Origin of the sequence: Streptomyces sp. NPDC090499, assembly GCF_044769305.1 — a bacterium.
In the GTDB taxonomy this organism is placed as follows: domain Bacteria; phylum Actinomycetota; class Actinomycetes; order Streptomycetales; family Streptomycetaceae; genus Streptomyces.
Window position 1 is genome coordinate 73,104 of sequence record NZ_JBIVXP010000018.1, and the last position, 26,417, is coordinate 99,520.

At 71.3% G+C, this 26,417-nt stretch carries 18 protein-coding genes; 11 read left to right on the forward strand and 7 right to left on the reverse strand.

Going from position 1 to position 26,417, the window contains the following annotated elements; translation table 11 throughout:
* Positions 1–326: 326 nt before the first annotated feature.
* From ACIQVL_RS41030 to ACIQVL_RS41070, 9 genes are all read left to right on the forward strand, one after another.
* Positions 327–1,304 (forward strand): ABC transporter permease, encoded by a 978-nt coding sequence (locus ACIQVL_RS41030; protein ID WP_403477991.1) that lies wholly within the window; start codon positions 327–329, stop codon positions 1,302–1,304.
* On the forward strand, positions 1,301–2,242 hold the full coding sequence (locus ACIQVL_RS41035) for a carbohydrate ABC transporter permease (protein ID WP_403477992.1): 942 nt from the start codon (positions 1,301–1,303) through the stop codon (positions 2,240–2,242). The genes ACIQVL_RS41030 and ACIQVL_RS41035 overlap by 4 nt, the downstream gene beginning before the upstream one ends.
* A gap of 8 nt (positions 2,243–2,250) precedes the next feature.
* Entirely contained in the window at positions 2,251–3,930 is a 1,680-nt protein-coding gene (locus ACIQVL_RS41040) for an ABC transporter substrate-binding protein (protein ID WP_403477993.1), read from the forward strand.
* Entirely contained in the window at positions 3,927–6,200 is a 2,274-nt protein-coding gene (locus tag ACIQVL_RS41045) for a DUF2264 domain-containing protein (RefSeq protein ID WP_403477994.1), read from the forward strand. The genes ACIQVL_RS41040 and ACIQVL_RS41045 overlap by 4 nt, the downstream gene beginning before the upstream one ends.
* Entirely contained in the window at positions 6,193–9,294 is a 3,102-nt protein-coding gene (locus ACIQVL_RS41050) for an alpha-mannosidase (protein ID WP_403477995.1), read from the forward strand. Before ACIQVL_RS41045 ends, ACIQVL_RS41050 begins: the two co-directional genes overlap by 8 nt.
* Positions 9,295–9,408: 114 nt before the next feature.
* Positions 9,409–10,629, forward strand: a complete 1,221-nt coding sequence (locus ACIQVL_RS41055; RefSeq protein WP_403435810.1) for an ROK family transcriptional regulator — start codon at positions 9,409–9,411, stop codon at positions 10,627–10,629.
* 166 nt (positions 10,630–10,795) lie between these two features.
* Positions 10,796–12,613 carry an ABC transporter ATP-binding protein gene (locus tag ACIQVL_RS41060; protein ID WP_403477996.1) on the forward strand — a complete coding sequence of 606 codons (1,818 nt, stop codon included), beginning with the start codon at positions 10,796–10,798 and terminating at the stop codon, positions 12,611–12,613.
* A gap of 73 nt (positions 12,614–12,686) precedes the next feature.
* Positions 12,687–13,355: an NUDIX domain-containing protein gene (locus ACIQVL_RS41065; protein ID WP_362579368.1), complete on the forward strand. Its 669-nt coding sequence runs from the start codon at positions 12,687–12,689 to the stop codon at positions 13,353–13,355.
* Positions 13,356–13,429: 74 nt separating this feature from the next.
* Positions 13,430–14,416, forward strand: coding sequence for an aldo/keto reductase (locus tag ACIQVL_RS41070; protein ID WP_403435814.1), 987 nt, complete (start codon positions 13,430–13,432; stop codon positions 14,414–14,416).
* Here the strand turns inward: ACIQVL_RS41070 and ACIQVL_RS41075 are convergent.
* The 7 genes from ACIQVL_RS41075 to iolD form a co-directional block, all read right to left on the reverse strand.
* Complete coding sequence (locus ACIQVL_RS41075) at positions 14,410–16,458, reverse strand: beta-galactosidase (RefSeq protein WP_403477997.1); 2,049 nt, start codon at positions 16,456–16,458, stop codon at positions 14,410–14,412. The two genes, ACIQVL_RS41070 and ACIQVL_RS41075, sit on opposite strands and share 7 nt — an antisense overlap.
* Entirely contained in the window at positions 16,455–17,777 is a 1,323-nt protein-coding gene (locus tag ACIQVL_RS41080) for a glycoside hydrolase family 36 protein (protein WP_403477998.1), read from the reverse strand. Before ACIQVL_RS41080 ends, ACIQVL_RS41075 begins: the two co-directional genes overlap by 4 nt.
* Before the next feature lie 26 nt (positions 17,778–17,803).
* Positions 17,804–18,694: a carbohydrate ABC transporter permease gene (locus ACIQVL_RS41085; protein WP_403435819.1), complete on the reverse strand. Its 891-nt coding sequence runs from the start codon at positions 18,692–18,694 to the stop codon at positions 17,804–17,806.
* Positions 18,691–19,671, reverse strand: coding sequence for a carbohydrate ABC transporter permease (locus ACIQVL_RS41090; RefSeq protein WP_403435821.1), 981 nt, complete (start codon positions 19,669–19,671; stop codon positions 18,691–18,693). Before ACIQVL_RS41090 ends, ACIQVL_RS41085 begins: the two co-directional genes overlap by 4 nt.
* A gap of 8 nt (positions 19,672–19,679) precedes the next feature.
* Positions 19,680–20,993 carry an ABC transporter substrate-binding protein gene (locus tag ACIQVL_RS41095; protein ID WP_403435822.1) on the reverse strand — a complete coding sequence of 438 codons (1,314 nt, stop codon included), beginning with the start codon at positions 20,991–20,993 and terminating at the stop codon, positions 19,680–19,682.
* Positions 20,994–21,313: 320 nt separating this feature from the next.
* Positions 21,314–22,099, reverse strand: coding sequence for a GntR family transcriptional regulator (locus ACIQVL_RS41100; RefSeq protein WP_403477999.1), 786 nt, complete (start codon positions 22,097–22,099; stop codon positions 21,314–21,316).
* 28 nt (positions 22,100–22,127) lie between these two features.
* Entirely contained in the window at positions 22,128–23,999 is a 1,872-nt protein-coding gene (iolD, locus tag ACIQVL_RS41105) for a 3D-(3,5/4)-trihydroxycyclohexane-1,2-dione acylhydrolase (decyclizing) (protein ID WP_403435826.1), read from the reverse strand.
* 321 nt (positions 24,000–24,320) lie between these two features.
* Between iolD and ACIQVL_RS41110 the strand changes: the two genes are divergently transcribed.
* Entirely contained in the window at positions 24,321–25,340 is a 1,020-nt protein-coding gene (locus ACIQVL_RS41110) for a sugar ABC transporter substrate-binding protein (protein ID WP_403478000.1), read from the forward strand.
* A gap of 5 nt (positions 25,341–25,345) precedes the next feature.
* Positions 25,346–26,416, forward strand: coding sequence for an ABC transporter permease (locus tag ACIQVL_RS41115; RefSeq protein ID WP_403435829.1), 1,071 nt, complete (start codon positions 25,346–25,348; stop codon positions 26,414–26,416).
* The last annotated feature ends 1 nt before the right edge of the window (position 26,417 follow it).

The following is a 26,417-nucleotide window of genomic DNA, read 5'->3' on the forward strand; positions in this document are numbered from 1 at the left end:
AGGGGAGCGGTGGGCGCCGCTGTCGTCACGTTCCCGACCCTATGCCGGAACCGGCCCGGACCACTGGGCCACTTTCCGTCCGATGGCGCGGGCCACTTCACCCCACGTCTCCCGCGACGTCTCACACGTCCCCGCGCCTCGGCGGTCTTCTCCCGACCGCCCCGCTTCGTCGGCAAGCGCTTCTTCCGTCAGCCGCAGACCCGCCCGCGAATTTACCCGGCGGAAGCATTGACGTTAGCCCATCGATTGGATTTACATACTCGTGCCGGTCCGGGGTGGCCGGAACACGCCCGCCTCACGTCTCTCGGCGAAAGGGCTCGCTCGTCATGACAACTCTGCACCAACCGGTCGCCCGTCCGGCAGAGGAGGGCGGGCCACCGGGCAGAGGCCGCCCGGGGCCGAGCCGGCCACGGCGCCGCCGCGACCTGGGCCTGTTCTGGTTCCTCACACCGGGTCTCGTGGTCCTCCTGCTGTTCCACTACATCCCGCTGCTCGGCAACGTCATCGCGTTCCAGGACTACCAGCCGTACATCGGCATCATGCACAGCCCGTGGAGCGGGCTGAAGAACTTCGACGTGCTGTTCAACGGCGACGACCAGTTCCTGCACGCGCTGGTCAACACCCTCGAACTGACCCTGATCCAGGTCGTGTTCGTCTTCCCCGCGCCGATCCTCCTGGCGCTCGCCCTCAACAGCCTGGTCAGCGAACGCGTCAAGAAATGGGTGCAGAACGTCCTGTACCTGCCGCACTTCCTGTCCTGGGTGGTCGTCGTCTCCCTGTTCCAGCAGCTGCTGGGCGGCAGCGGCATGGTCAACCTGTTCCTCCAGGCCCACGACATGGGCACCTGGAACATCATCGGCAACCCCGACCTGTTCAAGACCCTGCTCACCTCCCAGGTGATCTGGAAGGACACCGGCTGGGGCACGATCCTCTTCCTCGCCGCCCTCTCCCGGGTCGACAACAACCTCTACGAGGCGGCCGCCATGGACGGCGCCAGTCGCATCCGGCAGACCTGGCACGTCACCCTGCCAGCCCTGCGCGGCCTGGTGATCCTGCTGCTGATCCTCCGGCTCGGCGACGCGCTGTCCGTCGGCTTCGAGCAGATCCTGCTCCAGCAGACCGGCGTCGGCCTGGACAGCAGCGAGGTACTCGACACCTACGTCTACAACCACGGCCTGATCGCCGGCGACTGGGGCGTCAGCGCCGCCGTCGGCCTGGTCAAGGGCCTGGTCGGCGTGGTCCTCGTGCTCGGCGCCAACAAGATCGCCCACCTCTTCGGGGAAGAAGGTGTCTACCGGTCATGACAACGCTGTCACCGACCCGTCCCGTGCGCCGCAGGCCGCAGCGCTCCTACAGCGCCGTCCCCGGCGAGACCCCGGGCACCCTGCCCTGGCGCACCGCCAAGTCGCTGATCCTGCTGGTCTGCGTGGTCCTGGTGGTGCTGCCCTTCGTGGCGATCGTCTCGACCTCGCTCGCGGACACCGCGCAGGTCACCAAGGCGGGCGGCTACGTCCTGTGGCCCCACCATCCCACCCTCCTCGCCTACCGTGCCCTCCTCAACGGCGGGATCGTCTCCAGGGCCATACTCGTCAGCGTCGGCGTCACCGTCGTCGGCACGGCCCTCAGCCTGGTCTCGTCCGTCTTCCTGGCGTACGGGCTCAGCCGCCCCGGGTCCTTCGGGCACAAGCCGGTGCTGCTCCTGCTGCTGATGTCGATGCTGTTCGTGCCGGGAGTCATCCCCAGCTACCTGATGGTCAAGCAGCTCGGCCTGATCAACAGCTACTGGTCGCTGATCCTGCCCTCCATGATCAACGCGTTCAACGTGATCGTGCTGCGCTCCTTCTTCATGAGCCTGCCCACCGAGCTCGTCGACGCGGCCCGCATCGACGGCGCCTCCGAGTGGAAGATCCTCACCCGGCTCGTCCTGCCGCTGTCCAAGGCGTCGGTCGCCGTCATCGGCCTGTTCTACGCGGTGACGTACTGGAACGCCTTCTTCAACGCCCTGCTGTACATGAACGACGCCTCGAAGTGGCCCATGCAGCTGGTGCTGCGCACCTACGTCGTCAACAACGCGGCACTCGGCGGCGGGCAGGTGGACGTCGCGGCCGGGGCGCCGCTGCCGCCGACCCAGTCGCTGCAGGCGGCGATCCTGGTTCTGTCGATCGTGCCCATCGTGGTCATCTACCCCTTCCTGCAACGGCACATGAACAAGGGCGTGATGGTCGGGGCGGTGAAGGGATGAACACCCCCGTGAACACAGCCGTGACCACGCCCGTGACCATGCCCGGGAACACAGCCGTGCACCGCGGCTCGCTGAGCCGGCGCGGCTTCCTCGCCTCCGCCGCCGGGGTCACCGCGGGCCTGACCCTGGCCGGCTGCGGGGACTACCGCCCGGCCACCGCCCGGGAGGCCAACACCCAGGTCCGGCTGCCGACGTACATCCCGTTCCAGGGCGTGCCGACATCCATGCCGGCCACCGCGGACGGCGTCGCACCCGGCCACCTGGACTACCCCGCCGATCCCGTCAAGGCCTTCCCGGACGGCCCGCCCGCCAAGGGCCCCGCCATCGACATCATGACGCTGATCTTCAACCCGGTGCCGCCGCCCGAGGGGCGCAACGTCCTGTGGCAGAACCTGAACAGAAGCGTCGGCTGCGACCTCGACTTCGGGATCACGCCGGTCGGCGACTACCCGGCCAAGTTCGCCGTGACCATCGCGGGCGGCGATCTGCCCGACGCGATGCTGATGCTGCGGCCGGACCAGAACTCCGCGGCCACCCCGGACATGCTGGACGCCCTCTTCGAGGACCTCACCCCGCACCTGTCCGGCGACAACGTCCGGGACTACCCCTACCTCGCCAACATCCCCACCGCCTCCTGGGCGCCCTGCGTGCGCAACGGCGGCATCTACGCGCTGCCGATGCCCCGCCCGCTCTCCGGCGGCCCCACCTACACCCGGCTCGACCTGATCAGGAAGCGCGGACTCGACCCGAACCCGAGGAACTGGACCGAGTTCGTCCAGCTCTGCAAGGACGTCACGGACCCGAAGCACAACCAGTACGCCCTCGGCGACAGCATCACGGCCTGGAACCTCGTCATGCAGATGCTGAAGGCCCCCAACAACTGGCGTGAGCAGAACGGCAGGTTCACCTGGTACTACGAGACCGAGGAGGCCAAGCAGGCACTGGACGCGGTCCGCGGGCTCACCAGGGCCGGGTACATGCACCCGGACACGTACAGCGTGCTCAACAAGGCCAAGGACTGGTTCGGCGGCGGACAGACCGTCATGAACCCCGACGCGCCCGCCGCGTGGAACGACTACTACACCAACTACGCCCCGGCCACACCGGGCTTCGAACTCGGCTACCTGACGGCACCCGGCTACGACGGCGGCGCGGGCGGCCAGTGGCAGGGCTCCGCCAACTACGCCACCCTCATCCTCAAGAAGGCGCCCAGGTCCCGCATCCAGCAGATCCTGCGCGCCATGAACGCCCTCGCGGCCCCCTTCGGCACCGACGCCTACCTGCTGCGCAAGTACGGGGTCCGCGGCCCGGACCACACCCTCAAGGGCACCGACCCGGTCCTCACCCCGCAGGGCCAGGCCGAGGCCACGCTGCCCACCATCTTCGCGACGGACGCGCCGTTCACGCTGTACTACCCGGCCAGGCCGGACATCGTGCCCGAGCAGTACGCCTTCCAGAAGGAAGCCGTCAAGGCGCTGATCCCCAACCCCGCCGAGCCGCTGTACTCACCGACCGACTCGAAGAAGTCCAAGCTCTTCGGCACCCTCCTGGACGACACCCGCAAGGGCGTCATGCAGGGCCGGCTCCCGCTGAAGGCGTGGGACGACGCGATGCGGAACTGGCGCAAGGAGGCCGGCGACCAGATCCGCGCCGAGTTCGAACAGGCATGGGAGACCCGGAACTCATGAACCGCACACCAGCCGAGGACCGCGCCCACTGGGAGTCGACGGCGGACCGGATGCTGCTCGCCGTCCGGCCGTACGCCACCGAGGACCACGCGCTGGTCCGGCTCCCCGGTACGGCCAGCGCCAACGGCGCACTCAGCGACGGCCTGGAGGGCTTCGCCCGTACGTTCCTGCTGGCCGGTCTCCGGCTGGCGGGGGCGGGCGGGGCCGACCCGCACGACCTGGCCGGCTGGTACGCGGCCGGGCTGGCCGCCGGCACCGACCCGGACCGTCCGGACCGCTGGCCCACCTTCGCCGAGCGCAACCAGGCCAAGGTCGAGGCCGCCTCCGTCGCCCTCGCCCTGCACGAGACCCGGCCCTGGATCTGGGACCGCCTCGACGACCGGGTCAGGCAGCGGATCCTCGACTGGCTCGCGCCGATGGCCGGTGACGCCATGCCCGGCAACAACTGGATCTGGTTCCAGGGCGTCACCGAGGCCTTCGCCCGCACGGTCGGCGGCGAGTGGCGCCAGCAGGACCTGGACCGGGTCATCGCGCTCACCGACGGCTGGTACGCGGGCGACGGCTGGTACTCCGACGGCCTCACCGGCGGCGAGCGGCGCAACTTCGACCACTACAACGGCTGGGCCATGCACCTCTACCCGCTCTGGTTCTGCCGCATCCTCGGCGCCGCCGCGCCCGCCGGACTCCTGGACCGCTACCGGGCCCGGCTGCGGCGCTTCCTGGGCGACCAGCGGCACCTGGTCGGCGCCAACGGCTCGCCGCTGATCCAGGGCCGCTCGCTCACCTACCGGCACGCGGCGCTCGCCCCGCTGTGGACCGGCGCCCTGTTCGACGCCACCCCGCTGGCGCCGGGGGAGACCCGGGCGATCGCCAACCGCATGCTCGGCCACTTCGGCACCGACGCCGACGGCCTGCTCACCCTCGGCTGGCGGCGCCCGTTCCGCGGCATCCTCCAGGCGTACTCCGGCCCCGCCTCCCCGTACTGGGCGTCGAAGGGCTTCATCGGCCTCCTGCTCCCGCCGGACCACCCGGTGTGGACCGAGCCGGAGCAACGACTCCCCGTGGAGCAAGGGGACTTCACACGCCCCCTGGCCGCCCCCGGCTGGCTGGTCTCCGGCACCGCCGCCGACGGCGTCGTACGCGTCGTCAACCACGGCGGCGACCACGCCGACCCGTCCCGCCCGCACGCGGACGATCCCTGCTACGCGCGGTTCGCCTACTCGACGCACACCGCGCCCGAGACACCCGGCGACCCGACCCTCCCCGGCGGGAGTGCCGACGCCGACCCGCTCGACAACGCGGTGGTGCTGCTGGACGCCGCGGGCCGCGCCTCGCACCGCCGTCCGGCCACCAGGGTGTCCCTCGACGGCGCCACGGCCGTCTCCCGCTCCCGCGCGCACTGGCCCGCGGACGCGACCTGGGACCCGTTCGGCGGGCCCGACACCCGCTACACCCCCGGCCCCTGGATCACCGTCGGATCCGCGCTGCGCGGCTCGGTCGAGGTACGGGCCGTGCGCGTCGACGGCGACCCCGGCGACGGACACGTGCTGCGGATCGGCGGCTGGGCCCTGGCCGGCCGGGCGGACGGCGGCCCCACCAGGACCGCCTTCGACGGGGCGGACGGCGGCCTCGCCAGGACTCCCTTCGGCGGGGCGGACGGCGGCCTCGCCAGGACTCCCTTCGGCGGGGCGGGCGGCGGCTCCGCCAGGACTCCCTTGGGCGGGGCGGGCGGCGGCTCCGCCAGGACTCCCTTGGGCGGGGCGGACGGCGGCCTCGCCAGGACCGCCTTCGACGGGGCGGACGGCGACTCCGCCAGGGCTCCCTTGGGCGGGGCGGACGGCGGCCTCGCCAGGACTCCCTTCGGCGGGGCGGACGGCGGCTCCGTCACGGGCACCGGAGGCGGCCAGGGCGCTGCCGGCGAGGGCGTCGGCGCAGCCGCCCGGGTCGTCGGCGGCGACGGGCTGGTCTCGCTCGTCGTCGGCGAACGGGGCCTGCCGCGGGCCGCCGTGGCCGCCGGCACCGACAGCAACGCCCTCGGCTCCCCGTCCGCCACCCCCTTCGCGCAGACCGCGGGACCCGTCGCCCACGGCACCCTGCACATCGCCCTGGTCCACCTCGGCGGCGCCGACCCCGCCGCCCTGCCCGAGGTCACCGCCCGTGCCGAGGGCAGCACCCTGCTCGCGGACGTGACCTGGCCGGACGGCACCCGGGACACGCTCCGGCTGCCCCACCCCGACCACGACGTCCGGAAGGACCCGCACCGTGCATGACGACCGCCGGATCACCGAGACCCGGATCCGCAAGCTGCTGGACCGGGTCGTCCGCCCCGCCCTGTACAGCGCCGTACGCCCCTTCGAGCTGAGCGCCTGGTTCGTGGACGGCGAACCGGTCCCCGTCGCCGGCGCGCTGCGCGCCGACTACACGCCCTTCACCCTCGGTTCCGCCTGGGGCGGCCCCTGGGCGACGACCTGGCTGCGGGCGGCCGCGGAGATCCCCGCGGAGTGGGCGGGGCGGCGCGTCGAGGCCGTCTTCGACCTGGACTTCGACCTGACCAAGGGACCCGGCGGCCAGGCGGAGGGCCTGGTCCACGACGCTCAGGGGACGCCGGTCCAGGGCCTGCACCCGTACCACCGAACGGTGCTGCTGGCCGGTTCCGCCACCGGGGGCGACCGGGTCGACCTGCTGGTCGAGCTGGCCGCCAACCCGCCGATCGTCGCCAGCGCGAGCGTGGGCGTGCACTACGGCTCGCCCGGCACCGCGGGCAGCGTGCCCCTCTACCGGCTCGTCCAGGCCGAGATCGCGGTGCGCGAGGACGAGGTGTGGCACCTCGTCCACGACATCGAGGTCCTCGACGAGCTGATGCACGAACTGCCGGCCGGATCCAGCCGGCGGCACGAGATCCTGCACGCACTGCGCCGGGCCGCCGACGCCGTCGACCCGGCCGACGTGGCGCGGACGGCCCCCGCGGCCCGGGAGCGGCTGGCCGACGCGCTGTCCCGGCCCGCGCACGCCTCCGCGCACACCGTCGCCGCGGTCGGCCACGCCCACATCGACTCGGCGTGGCTGTGGCCGGTCCGCGAGACCGTGCGCAAGTGCGCCCGCACCTTCACCAACATGACCACGCTGGCCGAGGAGTACCCCGAGCTGGTCTTCGCCTGCTCCTCGGCGCAGCAGTACGCGTGGATGAAGGAGCAGCGCCCGGAGATCTTCGCCCGGATGAAGAAGGCCGCGGCCGACGGGAACTGGGTGCCGGTCGGCGGCATGTGGGTGGAGGCGGACGGCAATCTGCCCGGCGGCGAGGCACTCGCCCGCCAACTCGTGTACGGGCGGCGGTTCTTCGCGGAGGAGTTCGGCGTCGAGCAGCACGGCGTGTGGCTGCCCGACTCGTTCGGCTACACCGCCGCCTACCCCCAGCTCGCCAAGCTGGCCGGCGCCCGGTGGTTCCTCACCCAGAAGCTCTCCTGGAACGAGACGAACAGGCTGCCGCACCACACCTTCGACTGGGAGGGCATCGACGGAACCCGGATCTTCACCCACTTCCCGCCCGTCGACAGCTACGTCGCCTCCCTCACGGCGGGCGAACTCGCCCACGCCGAAAGCAACTTCGCCGACAAGGGGGCGGCCACCCGCTCGCTGGCCCCGTTCGGCCACGGCGACGGCGGGGGCGGTCCCACCCGCTCGATGCTGGAGAAGGCCCGCCGGCTGCGCGACCTGGAAGGCTCCCCGAAGGTCGTCATCGAGTCGCCGGACACGTTCTTCGCGGCGGCCCGCGCCGAGTACAAGGACCGACTCCCCGTGTGGCGAGGGGAGTTGTACCTGGAGAACCATCGCGGCAGCTACACCAGCCAGGCCCGCACCAAGCGCGGCAACCGGCGCAGCGAGGCGCTGCTGCGCGAGGCCGAGCTGTGGGCCGCCACCGCCGCCGTCCGGGCCGGGGCGCCGTACCCGTACGAGCGGCTGGAGTCGCTGTGGCGGCGGGTGCTGCTCAACCAGTTCCACGACATCCTCCCCGGCACCTCCATCGCCTGGGTGCACCGGCAGGCCGAGCGGGAGTACGCCGGGATCCACGCGGAACTGGAGACGCTGATCGCCGGGGCCGTGGCCCGGCTGCCCGGCCCGCCGGCCCTCCTCAACGCCGGACCGTACCCGCGCCGCGAGGTCGTGGCCGTCCCCGGGGCCGCCGGTGGCCAGCGCCTGTCGGACGGCCGTACCGCCGTCCTCGCCGAGGCCGGCGCGCTCGCCTCCGGCTCCCCGGTCGACGGGCCCCACGGCCGGGTCACCGCCACGGCCCGCGACGGCGGCTTCGTCCTCGGCAACGGGGTGCTGACCGTCGTCGTCGACAGCCGCGGCCTGCTCACCTCGGTGTACGACCACGCGGCGCAGCGCGAGGCGATCGCCCCCGGAGCCGCCGGCAACCTCCTCCAACTCCACCCGGACGACCCCAACCTGTGGTCCGCGTGGAACCTCGACCCCTACTACCGGGACACCGTGCGCGACCTGGACGAGGCCGAGTCGGTGACACTCGTGGACGCGGGGCCGCTGCTCGCGTCGGTGCGGGTCGAGCGCGTCCACGGCTCCTCGCGGTTCGTGCAGTACGTCGAGCTGGCCGCCGAGAGCCGTCGGGTGACCGTCCGCAACGACATCGACTGGCAGGAGCGGGACACCGTGCTCAAGGCGGCCTGGCCGCTGGACGTGCACGCGGACCAGGAGAGCGCCGAGATCCAGTTCGGGCACGTCCGGCGGCCCACCCACGAGAACACCGGCTGGGACGCGGCCCGCTTCGAACTGTGGGCGCACCGCTGGGTGCACGTGGGCGAACGCCACTGGGGCGCCGCCCTGCTCACCGACTCCACCTACGGCCACGACGTCCGCCGCGACACCCGCGACGACGGGGGTACGACCACCACCCTCCGGCTCTCCCTGCTGCGGGCCCCGCACAGCCCCGACCCGCAGGCCGACCGCGGCCGGCACAGCTTCGGCTACGCGCTGCTCACCGGCGCCGGCGTCGAGGAGGCCGTGGCCGGCGGCTACGCCCTGAACCTGCCGCTGCGGCCCGCGCCGGCCGCGGCCCGCGCGCTGGTCGCCCTGGACACCACCGACGTCGTGGTGGAGTCGGTGAAGCTCGCCGACGACCGCAGCGGTGACGTCGTCGTCCGCCTGTACGAGGCCTGCGGGGGAGCGGTCCGGGCACGCCTCACGGCGGGCTTCGCGACCGCCGCCGTCCACGACTGCGACCTGCTGGAGCGGCCGGAACAGGAGCTGGTGCCGGTCTCCGGCGAGGCGGCCGTCGACCTCGGGTTCCGGCCGTTCCAGATCCGGACCCTGCGGCTGCGCCCGGCCGGCGGACCCCCCGGAGGAGCCTGACGTGTACGCGCAAAGGCGATCCGGGGCCGAGGGGCCGTGCCCTACCATTCCACCAACCGAATGCGTCGGAGGGGCGGGCGCGGGGTGCCGCCGGCCGAGGCAGGGAGAAGCACGTTGACCAGCACGACGGGGAGCACGGCGAGCACCGCGCAGCCCACCATCCGGCGCGGCACCAACCTGCCGCGCCTCGGCGACTTCAACGAGTCCGTGATCCTGGACGCGATCCGCCGGCACCCCACGGGCCTGAGCCGGGTGGAACTCGCCCAGGCCACCGGCCTGTCCGCGCAGACCGTCTCGAACATCACGCGCCGGCTGCTCGACGGGGGCGTCGCCAGGGAGTCGGGCAAGCAGAGCACCGGCAGCGGGAAGCCCCGCACCCTGCTGGAGATCGTGCCCGCCGCCCGCTACGCGGTGGGGGTGCACCTCGACCCCGCGGTCATCACCTGCGTCCTGGTCGACCTGCTCGGCACCGTGGTGGCCCAGCGCAGCGTGGTGACACCGAGCGGCGGTGACACCGACGCGATCGCCGCGGACATGGCGGCCTCGGTGTCCGCGATCGTCGCGGAGTCGGGCGCCGACCGGGAGCGGGTCCTCGGCCTCGGCATCGCCGCCCCCGGCCCCATCGACGCGGCCGCCGGCTGGGTCGTGGACCCGCCCGAGCTGCCCGGCTGGGGCCGCTACCCGCTGCGCGACCGGCTCAGCGAGGCGACCGGCCTCCCGGCGCTGCTCGACAAGGACGTCACGGCCGCCGTCGTCGCCGAGCGCTGGACCGGAGCGGCCACCGACAGCCGCAACCTGCTCTTCTTCTACCTCGGCACCGGATCGGGCATGGGCCTGGTGGTGGAGGACACCGTGCTGCGCGGGGTCTCCGGGAACGCAGGCGAGGTCGGTGGCCTCGGCGCCGCCTCCTCGACGAAGACGCTCGTCGAGGAGGGCGTCGCCCTGGGCGTGCTCGGCGCCGAGTACACGGTGACGAACCCGGCCGACGCCCAGCGCGGTCTGGAGCGGCTGGTGGAACTCGCCGCCGCGGGCGAGGCGCAGGCGGACGGCATCATCGAGCGCCTCGCGATCCGGATCGGCCGGGGCGTCTGCGCGGCGGCGACCCTCCTGGACGTCGACACCATCGTGTTCGGCGGACCGACCTGGAAGCTGCTCGCCGACCGGCTGCTGCCCGTCATCGAACGCATGGTCGCCCGCTCCCCGTTCGTGAAGCCGACCCACCCGACGGCCGTCGTCTCCACCACCCTCGGCGAGAACGTCGCCGCCGTGGGCGCCGCCTCCCTCGTCCTCGACCAGGCGCTCTCCGCCCAGCCGAGGTCCCTGCTGCTGGGCTGAGCCCCGGTCGAGAGCGTGTTCGCTCCGTAGCCGTCGGTGAAAAAACACGTGGACCGAGGGACCGTCGTCGCGGGACACTTCCCTTTCCTGACCTGCCGATTCCAGGCCGCCGCGGACCATGCGGCGGTCGGCTCGGCATGCCGCGCGACGACTACACAGGGTTGAGATGACATCCTCTGTCGATTTACCTGCGACGGGACCGCGCAAGGGCGCCGTGCTGCTCGCGCTTCGCCACTACGGACGTGAGCTGGCCCGGCTCAAGTGGCTCACGCTGCCCGGGATGCTGCTGCCGGCGCTCGGCAACATCGGAATCAACTACCTGGCCCCGCTGGTCGTGGCCAAGCTGATCGGCCGGATCGCCGACAGCCACGGCCTGGGCCTCGGCGCCACACTGCCCTACGTCCTCGGCTTCGCCGGTGTCCTGCTGCTGGCGGAGACGCTCTGGCGGGTCGGTCTGCACTGCCTGAACCGTCTGGACGCCCTCGGCATCGAGCACCTGTACGTCATCGGCATGGACGAACTGTTCGCGAAGGACGCCGCGTTCTTCCACGACAACTTCGCGGGCTCGCTCACCAAGCGGGTGCTGAGCTTCGCCACCCGCTTCGAGGAGTTCGGCGACACGCTGACCTTCAACATCGTCGGCAGCTTCGTGCCGCTGGCGTTCGGCTCGGTGATCCTGTGGCGGTACCAGCCGCTGCTCGTCGTCGCGCTCCTCGCGATGATCGCGGTGACGGCGGTGTGCGTGTTCCCGCTGATCCGCCGCCGCCAGCGGCTCGTCGACCAGCGCGAGGAGGCGATCGCCCGGGTGTCCGGGCACGTCGCCGACAGCCTGATGAACATGGACACCGTCCGGGCGTTCGCCGCCGAGAAGCGGGAGGCCGCCGAACACCGGTCGCGGGTCGCCGAGTCCAGGCGGCGCACCCTGCGCTCCTGGGACTACGGCAACCTGCGCATCGACACCTTCGTCGCGCCGATGTCCGTGGCGACCAACGCGGTGGGCCTGCTGCTCGCGGTGGCGCTGGCGGGCGGCGGGCACAGCGTGGAGGCGGTCGTGGTCGCCTTCACCTACTACACCAACGCGACCCGGATCATGTTCGAGTTCAACCAGATCTACCGGCGCATGGAGAGCTCCATGACGGAGGCGGCCCAGTTCACCGAACTGCTCCTCGAACCACCGACCGTCACCGACCCCCCGGCCCCGGAGCCGCTCGCGCCCCGGGCCGCCGACGTCCGCTTCGAGAAGGTCTCCTTCACCCACGCGGGCGCCAAACCACTGTTCGAGGGGCTGGAGCTGGACGTGCCCAGCGGGTCGAAGTTCGGGTTCGTCGGCCGGTCGGGCGGCGGCAAGACCACGCTGACCCGGCTGCTGCTGCGGATGACCGACATCGACGCCGGCCGGATCACGATCGGCGGCCAGGACATCAGCCGGCTGCGCCAGGCCGACCTGCGCAGCCAGATCGCCTACGTCCCGCAGGACCCGGCGATGTTCCACCGCACCCTGCGGGAGAACATCTCCTTCGCCCGGCCGGACGCCACCGACACCGAGATCCGGGTGGCGGCCGAGGCCGCGCACGTCACGGAGTTCGCCGACGCGCTGCCCGACGGGTTCGACACGATGGTGGGGGAGCGCGGCGTCAAGCTCTCCGGCGGCCAGCGCCAGCGGGTCGCCCTGGCCAGGGCGATCCTCAGGAACGCCCCGATCCTGCTCCTCGACGAGGCGACCAGCGCGCTGGACTCCGAGAGCGAGATCCTCGTCCAGGAAGCGCTGTGGCGGCTCATGGAGGGCCGCACGGCACTGGTGGTGGCGCACCGGCTGAGCACGGTCGCCTCCATGGACCGGCTGGTGGTCCTCGACCGCGGTCGGATCGTAGAGCAGGGCACGCACCACGAACTGCTCGACGCACAGGGCGCCTACGCCAAGCTGTGGCAGCACCAGTCGGGCGGATTCCTGGACGAGGGGCCGCGACCTGCCGAGGTGCACTAGGCGCTGTCGCGGGCGGTGGTAGACAGGTGACCATGAGACACCTGAACGCCACCGCCCGTGCCGGCGGTCCCCGATGACCGCCGGGATCGACACCCCCGACCGCCGGGGCCGTACCGGTCTCGACCGGACCGGGCTGGAGCTGACCGGGAACCCGCGGGTGAAGGTCCGGGAGGTGCGGCTCCTGTCCAGTCACTGGTATGTCGAGCGGGCCACCACCTTCGACCTCCAGCACGCCGACGGCACCTGGCACACCGAGGAGCGCGAGACCCACGACCGGGGCAACGGCGCCACGCTGCTCCTGTACGACGCCGAGCGGGAGACCGTCCTGCTCACGCGCCAGTTCCGGTTCCCGGTGTACGTCAACGGCCACCCCGACGGGATGCTGGTCGAGACCCCGGCGGGCCTCCTGGACGACGAGGCCGAGCATCCGGAGCACGCGGTCCGCCGCGAGGTCGTCGAGGAGACCGGCCACACCGTCGGCGAGGTCGAGCACGTCTTCGACGTCTACATGAGCCCGGGTTCGGTCACCGAACGGATCTCCTTCTACGCGGCCTCCTACGGCCCCTCGACCCGTACCCACGAGGGCGGCGGCCTGGACGAGGAGGGCGAGGACATCGAGATCCTCGAACTCCCCTTCCGGCGTGCCCTGGAGATGATCCGGACCGGCGAGATCGCCGACGCCAAGACGATCATGCTGCTGCAGTGGGCGGCCCTGGACGGACCGTTCGCCCGGCGCCCTTGACTTCGGGTGCACTTCAAGCCGGAGACTCACCACCGCGCACCCGGACCCCCGGGTGCGCGGACGGAGGAGACGGCATGAAGTACCGCACCATCGGCACCGCCCCGGGCACCCGCCGCGAGGTGAGCGTCCTCGCGCTCGGCGCCATGCTGTTCGGGTCCCGCACCGACGAGCAGACCTCCTTCGCCGTCCTCGACCGCTATGTCGAGGCCGGCGGGAACTTCGTCGACACGTCCGACAACTACGCCTTCTGGGAGGACGGCGGCCAGGGCGGCCAGAGCGAGGAACTGCTCGGCCGCTGGCGGCGCAGCCGCGGGATCGGGGCCGAGGTCGTCATCGCCACCAAGCTCGGCGCCCGCCCCCTCGCCCCCGGCACGAGCTACACCGACAACCCCGAGGGGCTGTCCGCGAAGGTGATCCGGGAGTCGGCCGAGCGCAGTCGCGAACGCCTCGGCGTCGAGCGGCTCGACCTGCTGTACGCCCACATAGAGGACCCCGCCGTCCCGCTCCGCGAGACCGTCGAGGGGTTCGCCGCACTCGTCGCGGAGGGCACCGTCGGCCTGCTCGGCGCCAGCAACCACGCCGTCTGGCGGCTGGAGCGGGCGCGCGCCCTGGCCGCGGCGGAAGGCCTGCCCGGCTACGAGGTGCTCCAGTACCAGCACAGCCACCTGCGCCCGCGCACCGACATCCCCGACGACCTGTTCCCGGACGGCAGCCTCGGCTCCGCCGACGCCCAGCTGCGCAGCTACCTGCGCGCCGAGCCGGGCCTCACCCTGGTCGCCTACTCACCGCTGCTCAAGGGCGCCTACACCCGGCCCGGCAAGCGGCTGCCCGCCGACTACGACCACCCCGGCACCCCGGCCCGGCTCGCCGCGCTGGACGAGGTGGCCCGGGAGACCGGGGCGACCCGGAACCAGGTGGTGCTGGCCTGGCTGCTGGGCGGGCCGCTGCCGGTCGTCCCGCTGGCCGGGGTGTCGTCCGTGGCCCAGCTGGAGGAGAACCTCGCCGCCGTGGACCTGGAGCTCACGCCCGGCCAGCGCGCCCGCCTGGACGCGGCTCACTGACCGCGCGGCTCCCGCACGACGGCGACCTCGCCGGGCGCCACGGTGACCGTGCCGTCGGCCGGCTTGCCGGACAGCAGCTCCACCGAGCCTGCCGCGACCGGGACTTCCGCGCCCTCGCCGGTGTGGTCGATCACGAACACGTAGTCCGCGTCCGCACCGCGCCGCACGGCGACCTCCACACCGGCCGGGGCGGTGCGGCCCGCGGCCACGCCCGCCTCCGCGCGGATCCGGCCGAGCAGCCCCGCCAGGGTGTCCGCGTCCGGCAGCGTCGCCACGTACCAGGCGGTGCCCGACCCGTAGCCGTGCCGGGTCACCGCAGGCACCCCGGCGAGCGAAGCGCGATGGGGGTACCCCCGGCCGGAGGCTGGGGGAGGGCCGTCGGCGTAGGACGTGACCGCCGCCGCGCCCGCGAGCCGTACCCGCTCCGACCAGAGCGAGCCCGTGCCGCCCTCGCTCAGCGCCACCCGCTCCTCGGGCAGCAGCGGGAACAGCTCGTCCGTGGACACGCCCAGCAGCTCCCGGAAGGCGCCCGGGTAACCGCCGAGCCGGACATGGCAGTTCTCGTCCACCGCGCCGCTGTGGAAGCCGACGGCGAGGGTGCCGCCGGCCTCCGCGAAGGCGGTGAGGTTCGCGGTGCCCGTGTCGTCCACCAGGTAGAGACTCGGCGCGAGCACCACCTTGTACGCCGACAGGTCGGCGTCCGGGCGGACGAAGTCCACCGCCACGCCCGCCCGCCACAGCGGCTCGTACCAGGCGCGGACGACGTCCAGGTAGCGCAGCTTCTCGGACGGCTGGGAGGGCAGCTCCACGGCCCAGCGGGCGTCCCAGTCCCAGACGACGGCCACCTCGGCGGTGCCGGTGCTGCCGCGCACCTCGGCGAGCGCCTGCAGGTCGGCGCCCAGCCGGACCACGTCCCGCCAGATCTGGCTGTCGGTCCCGGCGTGCGGCAGCATCGCCGAGTGCCACTGCTCGGCGCCCGCCTTCGCCGCCCGCCACTGGAAGTAGCAGATGCCGTCGGCGCCGTGCGCCACGTGCGCGAGCGCGTTGCGGCGCAGCTCACCGGCCGTCTTCGCCCGGTTGACGGGCTGCCAGTTGACCGCGCCCGTCGAGTGCTCCATCAGCAGCCACGGACCGCCCGCCAGCGACCGCATCAGATCGCCGCTCAGCGCGATGTCGATCTGCGACTCCGGGTCGGCGGACATCAGGTAGTGGTCGTTGGCCACCACGTCCAGCTCCGGGGCCCAGCGCCAGTAGTCGAGGGCGTCGAAGTTGTACATCACCATGAAGTTGGTGGTGGCGGGGATCGCCGGGGCCGCCGCCCTGAGGACGTCGCGCTCCGCCTTGTACAGCGACAGCAGTTCGTCCGAGCAGAAGCGGCGCCAGTCCAGCTGGTGGGTCGGGTTGGGGACGGCGCCGGTCGCGCGGGGCGGCAGGACCTCGTCCCAGTCGTAGTACCACTGGCTCCAGAAGGTGGTGCCCCAGGCGTCGTTGAGGGCCGCCAGGTCGTCGCCGTACCGGGCCCGCAGCCAGCGGCGGAAGGACTCCGCGCTGGTGTCGCAGTAACAGGCCGCGTTGTGGCAGCCGTACTCGTTGTGGACGTGCCACATCTGCACGGCCGGGTGGCTCGCGTACCGGTCGGCGAGCGCGCCCGCGATGCGCAGCGCGGCCGCACGGTAGGCGGGGCTGCTCGGGCAGAACGTCTGGCGGCTGCCGTACGACAGGGTGCGGCCGTCGTGGTCCACCGGGAGCGCCTCGGGGTGGGCGCGGAAGAACCAGGCCGGCGGGGCGGCCGTGGGGGTGGCGAGGTCGGCGGCGATGCCGTTCTCGTGCAGCAGGTCGAGGATCTTGTCCATGCGCGAGAAGTCGTAGACGCCCTCGGCGGGTTCCATGAGCGCCCACGAGAAGATGCCGACGCTGACCATGTTCACGCCCGCCTCGCGCATCAGGCGGACGTCCTCGTGCCACACCTCCTCGGGCCACTGCTCGGGGTTGTAGTCGCCGCCGTAGGCGATGCCGGGGACGGAGAGGGTGCGGTCGTTCATCGGTTGGCTCCGGTAACTCCGGTGAGAAGGCGGCGGGTTGTCTCCACGCCCCACTGGTCGAGGGAGAGCAGCCGGTCGCTGGAGGCGACCAGGCCGCCGACGGCCTCCACATGGGCCGCCCAGCGTGCCCGGGTCTCCACGGCGGGGCGGGCCATCAGGCAGTCGGGGTCGTTGACCCAGAGGCGGCCGTGCTGCCACTGGCGGCCGACGCCGGTGAACTCGGCCGGGTCCTGGCCGGGTTGGCTGAAGTCGTCGGCCTCGGGGCGGCGGTGCGGAGCCGTGTCCGGGCTGACCCGCATGGCGTCGAAGAGGCCGATCGAGGGCAGCATCGGCGCGCCGCAGCCCAGCAGGTAGGCGTCCGCGCCGATCGCCTCCCGGATCAGGCCGATGCCGCGCCGGTAGGCGGTGAGCGCGTCGGCGCCCGAGTGCCGTACGCCGTCCAGGGCGCCCGCGTAGAGGAAGTCGGTCTTGAAGTAGTCGTAGCCCTCGGCGCGCAGCGTCGCGAAGACGTCGGTGAGGTAGGCCGCGGCGGCCGGGTGGGTGGTGTCCAGGACGTACAGCACGTGACCCCAGTTGCGGCCCGCGCGCAGCGGCCGGCCGTCGGGGTCGCGGACCAGCCAGTCCGGGTAGGTCTCGGCGAGGTCGCTCGCCGGGTCGACCAGGAAGGGTGCCGTCCAGATGCCCGCCCGGCGGCCTCGGGCGCGGATGGCGTCCGCGATGCCCCGCCGGGAGCGGAAGCGGCCGGAGAGGTTCAGCCAGTCGCCGAGTGCGCTCTGGTAGCCGTCGTCGATCTGCACCACGCCGATCGGCAGGTCGAGGGTGTCCATCGCCCGCAGGTTCTCGTGGATGTCGTCCTCGGTGACGGACGTGAAGTACTCGTACCAGGAGCACCAGACGGTGGGCGCCGGGCGGGGTGCCGGCACGGCCAGGGCGCCGGCCCAGTCGGCCAGCACGGACTGGATGCCCGTGCCGGTCCACTCCTTGACCGGGCCGTCGGCCTCGACCTCGGCGACCCCGGCCGCGACGGTCAGCCGGACCGAGGGAACCTCGTGCAGCGGGTCGGCCGCGGCCCAGAGCCGGACCGGGGAGCCGTCGCCCGGGTCGAGCGCCAGCAGGCCCTCGCCCTGGAAGGCCCCGGCGGGGACGGCACGGCCGGGGCGGTAGCAGACGGTCGCCCAGTTGGCGTTCGCCGGGCGGTACGGGGCCGTGCCGAGGGCGTAGGAGCCGCTGGGCGACCAGGACTGCCAGCCCTCCTCGTGGACGCGGGCGGTGCGCGTGTCCACGGGCACCGAGGCGACCGGGGTGAACGGGTTGTGCACGAGGTTCTCTTTCGGACGGGGCCGGATCAGCCCTTGGCGGAGCCCAGGGTCAGACCGCTGACGAACTGCTTCTGGAGCGCGAAGTACACGAGCAGCGTCGGGATCGCGGTCAGCAGGGAACCGGCGGCGACCAGGTTCGGGTCGGTGAAGTACTGGCCGGAGAGGTTGTTCAGCGCCGACGTGATCGGCATGTTCTCACCGGTCGAGATCAGCACCAGGGCCCAGAAGAAGTCGTTGTAGATCCAGATCGACAACAGGGTCGCCAGCGCCGCCATCGCGGGCTTGCACAGCGGCAGCGTGATCTGCCAGTACAGCCGCCACACCGACGCGCCGTCCACCAGCGCGGCCTCGGTCAGCTCGTGCGGCAGCGAACGCATGTAGTTCGACAGCACGAAGGCGCAGAACCCGGACTGGAACGCCACGTGGATCAGCACCAGGCCGAGCGCCGAGTCGTACAGCTTGCCGCTCTGCGTGATCCCCGGCAGGTTCGTCAGCAGGTACATCCGGTACAGCGGGGTGATGATGACCTGCTGCGGCAGCAGGTTGCCGGCCGTGAAGACCAGCAGCAGGAACAGGTTGACCCGGAAGTCGAAACGGGCGACGTAGAACGCGACCATCGACGACAGGAACAGCGTGAGCAGCACGGCCGGGACCGCGATGACCAGCGTGTTCATGAAGTAGTGGGTCATGTCCGACTGCTCGAACGCGTTCTTGAAGTTGTCGAAGTTCAGCGTGTGCGGCCAGGACACGTAGCCGCGGTCGCTGGTCTCGCTGTACGGGCGCAGCGCCGAGAAGATCGCCCACAGCAGCGGAGCGAGCCACGCCAGGGCCGTGACGGCCAGGAACACGTGCAGCAGCACGCGGGCCGGGCGGATCGGGTTGCGCTGCTTGGGCAGTGCGCTGCTCACGGTGCTCATGCGCGGCGCTCCTTCCGGAAGGTCGCGATCAGGTAGGGAATGATCACGATCAGGGAGATGAACAGCAGCACCACCGCGATCGCCGAGCCGTAACCGATGCGGCTGGACTCGCCGATGATGTTGTTGGTCACCAGGATGGAGAGCAACTCGGTGCCCTGGGCGCCCTTGTTGAAGACGAAGACCAGGTCGAAGGCGCGCAGTGCCTCGATGATGGTCACGACCAGGACGATGGTGTTGGTCGGCCGCAGCGTCGGGAAGATGACGTTCTTGAACGTCTGCCACTCGTTGGCGCCGTCCAGGGCCGAGGCCTCCCGCAGCGACGGGTCGACGCTCTTCAGGCCGGCCAGGTACAGGATCATCATGTAGCCGGTGTGCCGCCAGGACGCGGCGACCAGGACCGCCCACAGGTTGAGGTTCGGGTCACCGATCCAGTCGATGTAGTGGCCCGGCTTGTTGGCGCCGATGATGCTGTTGATCAGGCCCGTGTCCGGGTTGTAGATCAGCTGCCAGACGAACCCGATGCAGGCCAGGGAGATGACGACCGGGAGGAAGAACGCCGTCTGGTAGACCCGGCTGAACCGGATCTTCTTGTCCAGCTGCACGGCCAGGAACAGGCCGAACGGCGTCGGGATCAGGATGAGCACCACGAACCAGATGACGTTGTGCTCGACGGCCGGCCAGAACTGCGGGTTGTCGGTGAAGAGTTGGTGGAAGTTGTCGAACCCGACCCACTTGATGGAGTCGAAGCCGATGCCGTCCCAGGAGGTGAAGGCCAGCAGGATCGAGGCCAGGGCGGTCACCCAGACCAGGAGGACATGGAGGATCGTCGGCACGCCCGCCATGAAGGCGAGGGTGATCCGGTCACGGCGGGTCAGCAGGCGCTTGTGGCCCCGCTGGATCCGCTTCTTGTCGGACGCGCGCCCAGGAGGCGGCACGGCGGCCGCCTCCTGGGACTTCGTGGGGGTGTCAGTCGACATTCGGGAGCTCACTCGGACGCGAAGATCGTCTTCTTCTGGCGCTCGATGGACGAGAGCAGACTGTCGATCCCCTTCGGGTTCTGCAGGAACTTCTGCAGGGAGGGCTGCATCACCGTGGAGGTGAAGTCCGGCCGGGAGTCGCGGTCCATGAACTGGGTGAGGGACTTGGCCGCGCCGATCATGTCGAACGCCTTCTTCTGCAGCGCCGAGTACGCGGAGGTGGAAGCCTTGTTGGAGGCGGCCACCACGCTCGGGTCGGTCTTGAGGTACGTCTCCTCGGCGGCGGGGGTGCCGAGGTACTCCAGGAGCTTCACGACACCGTCGTGGTTCTTCGGGGACTTGCTGACCATGAAGCCGTCGGTGGGCGCCTCGACGGTGTCCTGGCCGTACGCGGAGTTGATCTCCGGGAACGGGAAGAAGTCGAGGTCCTCGAGGTCCGAGGCGTTGGTGAACTGCTGGGCCACGAAGGAGCCGAGGAGGTACATGCCGGACTTCTTCGAGACCAGGCCCTGGGCGGCGTCCTGCCAGGTGCGGCCCATGAAGCCGTCCTGGTGGTAGGGGAGCAGCTCGGCCCAGTGGTCGAAGACGGCCTTGACCTTGGCGTCGGTCCACGCCGCCTTGCCCGCCATCAGCTGGACGTGGAAGTCGTAGCCGTTGAGGCGGAAGTTGATCTGGTCGAAGGTGCCCATCGCCGGCCAGGCGTCCTTGTCGCCGAAGGCGATCGGGACCAGGCCGTCCTTCTTCATCTGCTTGCACAGCGCCACGAGTTCGTCCCACGTGGTCGGGACGGTGTAGCCCTTCGCCTGGAAGACGCTCTTGCGGTAGAAGACCGCCCAGGGGTACGTGGTCAGCGGCACGAAGTAGTACTTGCCGTCCTCGCCCTTGCTGAGCTTCTTCATCGCGTCGGGGAAGTTGTCCCCGATCTTCTCCCACACGTCGTCGATCGGGGAGGCGAGGCCCTTCTGCGCGAAGAACTGCATCCGGTAGCCGGCGAACCAGTTGAACACGTCGTCCGGCGTGCCCTGCAGGTAGGAGTTGATCTGCTCCTGGAAGGTGTTGTGGTCCTTGGTGTTCACCTTGACGGTGACGCCGGACGACTTCTTGAAGGCGTCGTAGACCGACTGGTACGCCTTCTTCGGCACGGCGTCGGACGCGTTGGAGCCGAGGCTGACCGTCTTCGGGTCGGACGAGGACCCGCTGCCGCCGCAGGCGGAGAGCAGGGGTATGCCGGCGCCCGCGAGGAGGGCGGCCGAACCGGCACCGCGCAGGACGTTACGGCGGCTCGGACCCGGCACGTGAAGACCGGACGGGGAGATGCGCATGGCGGCTCCTGAGTAACAGGGTTCGGCAAGGGGAAGAGTTGATCTTCGAAAGGTCCCGAAACCGATCAGAAACCAACTCGGCCGAACATCGTGGGCGCAATAACAGCCGCTTGTCCGGTCATGCGTCAATAGCCTGCGGCTCTCTCGCCCGTCTCTTGCCCGAAACGTAATCGACATGGTTGCCTGCCGGTTTGTTGAACAAAGCGGTACGACGGAGCCCCCACCGGACAAACTCCGTGGGGGCTCGTGTGCGGGCGTGTTGGTTTCGGCTGTCGGGACCAGCACCTAAACCCGCGGCAACCGGCCCGGCACCTCATGTTCTACGGCCGTACCAGCAGTTGGAAGTCGAAGGCGTACCGGGACGCCCGGTAGACGTGGCTGCCGTACTCCACCGGCCGCCCGGTGTCGTCGTACGCGGTCCGCTGCATGGTCAGCAGCGCGGCGCCCTCCTTCTCGTCGAGCCGGACGGCCTCCTCGGCGGTGGCGCTGCGGGCGCCCACCGTCTGCCGGGCGCTGTGCAGGGTGATGCCGGCCGTGCGCATCATCCGGTACAGACCGGTCGACTCCAGCCGCGCCGTGTCGAGTTCGAGCAGGGCGGCGGGCAGGTAGTTGCACAGGTACGCCACCGGCTGGCCGTGCGTGCAGCGCAGCCGCTCCAGGACGACCACCTCCGCGCCCTCCGCGATGCCGAGCGCGGCGGCCACCTCGGCACTCGCCGGGATGCGCTCGTTGCGCAGCACCCGGGTGGTCGGGCCCTGCCCGGCCGACTCCAGGTCGTCGTAGAGGCTGCTCAGCTCCAGCGGCCGCTTGACCTGGCTGTGCACCACCTGGGTGCCCACACCCCGGCGGCGCACGAGGAGGCCCTTGTCGACGAGCGACTGGATGGCCTGGCGGACCGTGGGCCGGGACAGCCCGAGCCGCACCGACAGGTCGATCTCGTTGCCCAGGAGGTTCCCCGGGGCGAGCACCCCGTGCTCTATGGCCTGCTCCAGCTGCTGGGCGAGCTGGTAGTAGAGCGGAACCGGACTGCCGCGGTCCAGGGCGAAGTCCAGGGTGTCGAGCGCCGAGACGGTCGCGCTGCGGGCGGAACCACCGGTACGGGCCACCGGGACGCCTCCTTCCGGGGTTCGGGGGTCACAGGTGCCGGCGGCGGTCGGCGACCTGCCGGTCGTACTCCTCGCGGGCGTGCACGGCGGCCTCGCGGGCGGCGGTCTCGGCGACCGGCACGTCCCACCAGGCCTCGGCCCCGGGGGCGGTCGGCGCCGGGTCCGTCTCCACGTACACGCAGGTCGGCCGGTCGCTCGCGCGGGCCGCGGCAAGGGCCTCGCGCAGCTCCCGCACGGTCTTGGCGCGCAGCACCTCCATGCCGAGGCTGGCCGCGTTGGCGGCGAGGTCCACCGGCAGCGGGGCGCCGGAGAAGGTGCCGTCGGCGGAGCGGAAGCGGTAGGCGGTGCCGAACCGCTCGCCGCCGACCGTCTCCGAGAGGCCGCCGATGGAGGCGTACCCGTGGTTCTGGATGAGGACCAGGTTGACCGGCAGGCCCTCCTGGACCGCGGTGACGAGCTCGGTCGGCATCATCAGGTAGGTGCCGTCGCCGACCAGCGACCAGACCACCGCGTCCGGGGCCGCCTGCTGGACGCCGATCCCGGCCGGGATCTCGTAGCCCATGCAGGAGTAGCCGTACTCCAGGTGGTACTGGCGCGGCGAGCGGGCCCGCCACAGCTTGTGCAGGTCGCCCGGGAGCGAGCCGGCCGCGTTGATGACAACGTCGTCATCGCCCACGACGGCGTCCAGGGCCCCGAGCACCTGGGTCTGGGTGGGCACGGCGTCCTCGTCGTCGGCCCGGTAGGCGGCCTCCACGACCGCGTCCCAGCGCTCCTTGCCGGCCCGGTACCCGGCCTCGTACGCGCCGTCCACGCGGTACCCGGACAGCGCCCCCGCGAGCGCCTCCAGGGCCGTCCGCGCGTCCGCCACGACCGTGTGCGCGGCCAGCTTGTGGGCGTCGAAGCCGGTGATGTTCAGGTTCAGGAAGCGGACGTCCGGGTTCTGGAAGAGGGTGCCGGAGGCCGTGGTGAAGTCGGTGTACCGGGTGCCGACACCGATGACCAGGTCGGCGGTGCGGGCCAGGCCGTCGGCGACGGCGGTCCCGGTGTGCCCGATCCCGCCCAGGTCGGCCGGGTGGTCGTGGCGCAGCGAGCCCTTGCCCGCCTGGGTGGAGGCGACGGGGATGCCCGTGGCCTCCACAAGGGCCCGCAGAGCGTCCTCGGCGCGGCTGTGGTGGACTCCGCCGCCCGCCACGATCAACGGCCGCCGGGCGGCCCGTACGGCGTCCACGGCGGCCGTCAGCTCGACGGGGTCGGGGGCCGGCCTGCGGACCCGCCACACGCGCTCCGCGAAGAACTCCTCCGGCCAGTCGTACGCCTCCGCCTGGACGTCCTGGGGGAGGGCCAGGGTCACCGCGCCGGTCTCGGCCGGGTCGGCGAGCACCCGCATGGCGTTCAGCGCGGACGGGACCAGCGCCTCGGGACGGGTGATCCGGTCGAAGTAGCGGGACACCGGGCGCAGGGTGTCGTTGACGGAGACGTCGAACTCCGTCGGGTGCTCCAGCTGCTGCAGCAGCGGGTCCGGCGCGTGGCTCGCGAAGTAGTCGCCCGGGAGGAGGAGGACCGGCAGCCGGTTGATGGTGGCGAGCGCGGCGCCGGTCACCAGGTTGGTGGCACCCGGCCCGATGGACGTGGTGACCGCCTGCGCGGAGAGCCGGTCCAGCTGCCGGGCGTGCCCGACCGCCGCGTGCACCATCGCCTGCTCGTTGCGGCCCTGGTGGTACGGCATGACGTCGCTGTACTCCAGGAGCGCCTGGCCGATGCCCGCCACGTTGCCGTGGCCGAAGATGCCCCAGGTGCCGGCGATCAGCCGGTGCCGGACACCGTCGCGCTCGGTGTACTGGGCGGACAGGAACCGCACCAGCGCCTGGGCGACGGTCAGGCGGGTGGTCGGCTGGCTCATGGGGGACCTCATTCGGACGGGGCGTGTCGTGTGGCGGAGCGGGCGCCGGCGGGCCGGGTCAGGGGTACGTACGGCGGGAGCGGGTAAGCACGTGGGCGGATGCCTCTCAGGTGTAGATCGGGGCGGGTCACGCTGTCAATGGTTTGTACTTACATTCGGACCTGTATGTGAAATGATGTCTTAACAAAGTATTGACAGCGGGCCTCACAGGGACTTGTATCCCGTCCCAACGCACAGCAGTGACCCGGACCACCTCCGTCGGCCCGGGCCCGGGGATCCGCCGGATCCCTGCCTTCTTCCGGTCGCACAGTGAGGTGCAGGATGGACCGCTCTTCCCACTCCCGTTCGCGCAGGCTGGCCCCGATCGTGGCCGTCGCCGCGGCGGCAGCCCTGACCCTCGCAGGCTGCTCCAGCAGCTCCGGCGGAAAGAAGTCCGAAGAGGGAGGTGCGGCGGCCTCCGCGGGCAAGGCGTCCACCCCCCGCATGACGGTCGCGCTGGTCACCCACCAGGCGCCGGGCGACACCTTCTGGGACATCGTCCGCAAGGGAGCCCAGGCGGCCGCCGACAAGGACAACGTCAAGCTGGTCTACTCCGCCGACCCGAACGCGGGCAACCAGGCCAACCTGGTGCAGAACGCGATCGACCAGAAGGTCGACGGGATCGCCGTCACCCTCGCCAAGCCGGACGCCATGAAGGACGTCGTCGCCAAGGCCACCGCCGCCAAGATCCCGGTCGTCGGCCTCAACTCCGGCCTGAGCGACTGGAAGAAGCTCGGGCTGCTGGAGTTCTTCGGCCAGGACGAGACGGTCGCGGGCGAGGCGCTCGGCAACCGGCTGAACACGGAGGGCGCCAAGAAGGTCGTCTGTGTCATCCAGGAGCAGGGCAACGTCGGCCTCACCCAGCGCTGCGACGGTGTGAAGAAGACGTTCTCGGGAACGACGGAGACCCTGTACGTCGACGGCACCTCCCCGACCGCGGTCAAGTCGACGATCACCGCCAAGCTCACGCAGGACAAGGCCATCGACCACGTGGTCACGCTCGGTGCCCCGATCGCGCTGATCGCCGTCCAGTCGGTGTCCGACGCGGGCAGCCAGGCGAAGGTCGCCACCTTCGACCTCAACAAGGACCTGACCACGGCGATCAGCAAGGGGACCATCGAGTTCGCCGTGGACCAGCAGCCCTACCTCCAGGGCTACCTGGCGATCGACTCGCTGTGGCTCTACAAGAACAACGGCAACTACAGCGGCGGCGGTGAGCAGCCGGTGCTGACCGGGCCGGCCTTCGTCGACAAGTCCAACGTCGACAAGGTCGCCGAGTTCGCCGCGAAGGGTACCCGGTGATCGGTATGAGTCAGCAGGCACAGCCGGCGGTGGCGACGCCGCCGGCCCCCGGCCCCAAGGAGAAGGACGGGCGGACCGCCCAGCGCCCCCTGGCGCTGCGGATCCTGGCCCGGCCGGACGTCGGCGTCTTCCTCGGCGCGGTCGCGGTCTACGTCTTCTTCCTGGTCGCGGCACCGCCGGTGCGCGAGGCCAGCTCGATGGCGAACATCCTCTACCAGTCCTCGACCATCGGCATCATGGCGCTGCCGGTGGCCCTGCTGATGATCGGCGGCGAGTTCGACCTCTCCGCCGGCGTCGCGGTGGTCAGCTCGGCCCTCACCGCCGCCATGCTCAGCTACCAGCTGACCCTCAACGTCTGGGCGGGCGTGATCGTCGCGCTCGTCGTGTCGCTGGGCATCGGCTTCCTGAACGGCTGGCTGGTCGTCAAGACCGGACTGCCGAGCTTCCTCATCACGCTGGGCAGCTTCCTGATCCTCCAGGGCGTGAACCTCGCGGTGACCAAGCTGGTCACCGGCAACGTCGCCACCGACGACATCAGCAACATGGACGGTTTCGGACAGGTCAAGGCGGTCTTCGCGTCGTCCTTCGACATCGGCGGCGTCCAGGTGAAGATCACCATCTTCTGGTGGCTGTTCTTCGCCGCCATCGCCACCTGGGTGCTGCTGCGCACCAAGTACGGCAACTGGATCTTCGCGGTCGGCGGCAACAAGGAGAGCGCCCGCGCGGTCGGCGTCCCGGTCAACTTCACCAAGATCTCGCTGTTCATGCTGGTCGGCTTCGGCGCCTGGTTCGTCGGCATGCACCAGCTGTTCTCCTTCAACACCGTGCAGTCCGGCGAGGGCGTGGGCCAGGAGCTGATCTACATCTCCGCCGCGGTCATCGGCGGCTGCCTGCTGACCGGCGGTGCCGGCTCGGCGATCGGCCCGGTCTTCGGTGCCTTCATGTTCGGCATGGTCCAGCAGGGCATCGTCTACGCGGGCTGGAACCCCGACTGGTTCAAGGCCTTCCTCGGCGTGATGCTCCTCGGCGCCGTGATGATCAACCTGTGGGTCCAGCGGACCGCGACCAGGAGGTGAC

Excerpts from the sequence above, each read along its gene's own strand:
- ACIQVL_RS41060 (WP_403477996.1), top strand. The coding sequence starts at position 10,796 with ATGACATCCTCTGTCGATTTACCTGCGACGGGACCGCGCAAGGGCGCC.
- ACIQVL_RS41090 (WP_403435821.1), bottom strand. The coding sequence starts at position 19,671 with ATGTCGACTGACACCCCCACGAAGTCCCAGGAGGCGGCCGCCGTGCCG.
- ACIQVL_RS41035 (WP_403477992.1), top strand. The coding sequence starts at position 1,301 with ATGACAACGCTGTCACCGACCCGTCCCGTGCGCCGCAGGCCGCAGCGC.
- ACIQVL_RS41065 (WP_362579368.1), top strand. The coding sequence starts at position 12,687 with ATGACCGCCGGGATCGACACCCCCGACCGCCGGGGCCGTACCGGTCTC.
- ACIQVL_RS41110 (WP_403478000.1), top strand. The coding sequence starts at position 24,321 with ATGGACCGCTCTTCCCACTCCCGTTCGCGCAGGCTGGCCCCGATCGTG.
- ACIQVL_RS41095 (WP_403435822.1), bottom strand. The coding sequence starts at position 20,993 with ATGCGCATCTCCCCGTCCGGTCTTCACGTGCCGGGTCCGAGCCGCCGT.
- ACIQVL_RS41115 (WP_403435829.1), top strand. The coding sequence starts at position 25,346 with ATGAGTCAGCAGGCACAGCCGGCGGTGGCGACGCCGCCGGCCCCCGGC.
- ACIQVL_RS41045 (WP_403477994.1), top strand. The coding sequence starts at position 3,927 with ATGAACCGCACACCAGCCGAGGACCGCGCCCACTGGGAGTCGACGGCG.
- ACIQVL_RS41075 (WP_403477997.1), bottom strand. The coding sequence starts at position 16,458 with ATGAACGACCGCACCCTCTCCGTCCCCGGCATCGCCTACGGCGGCGAC.
- iolD (WP_403435826.1), bottom strand. The coding sequence starts at position 23,999 with ATGAGCCAGCCGACCACCCGCCTGACCGTCGCCCAGGCGCTGGTGCGG.
- ACIQVL_RS41085 (WP_403435819.1), bottom strand. The coding sequence starts at position 18,694 with ATGAGCACCGTGAGCAGCGCACTGCCCAAGCAGCGCAACCCGATCCGC.
- ACIQVL_RS41030 (WP_403477991.1), top strand. The coding sequence starts at position 327 with ATGACAACTCTGCACCAACCGGTCGCCCGTCCGGCAGAGGAGGGCGGG.
- ACIQVL_RS41070 (WP_403435814.1), top strand. The coding sequence starts at position 13,430 with ATGAAGTACCGCACCATCGGCACCGCCCCGGGCACCCGCCGCGAGGTG.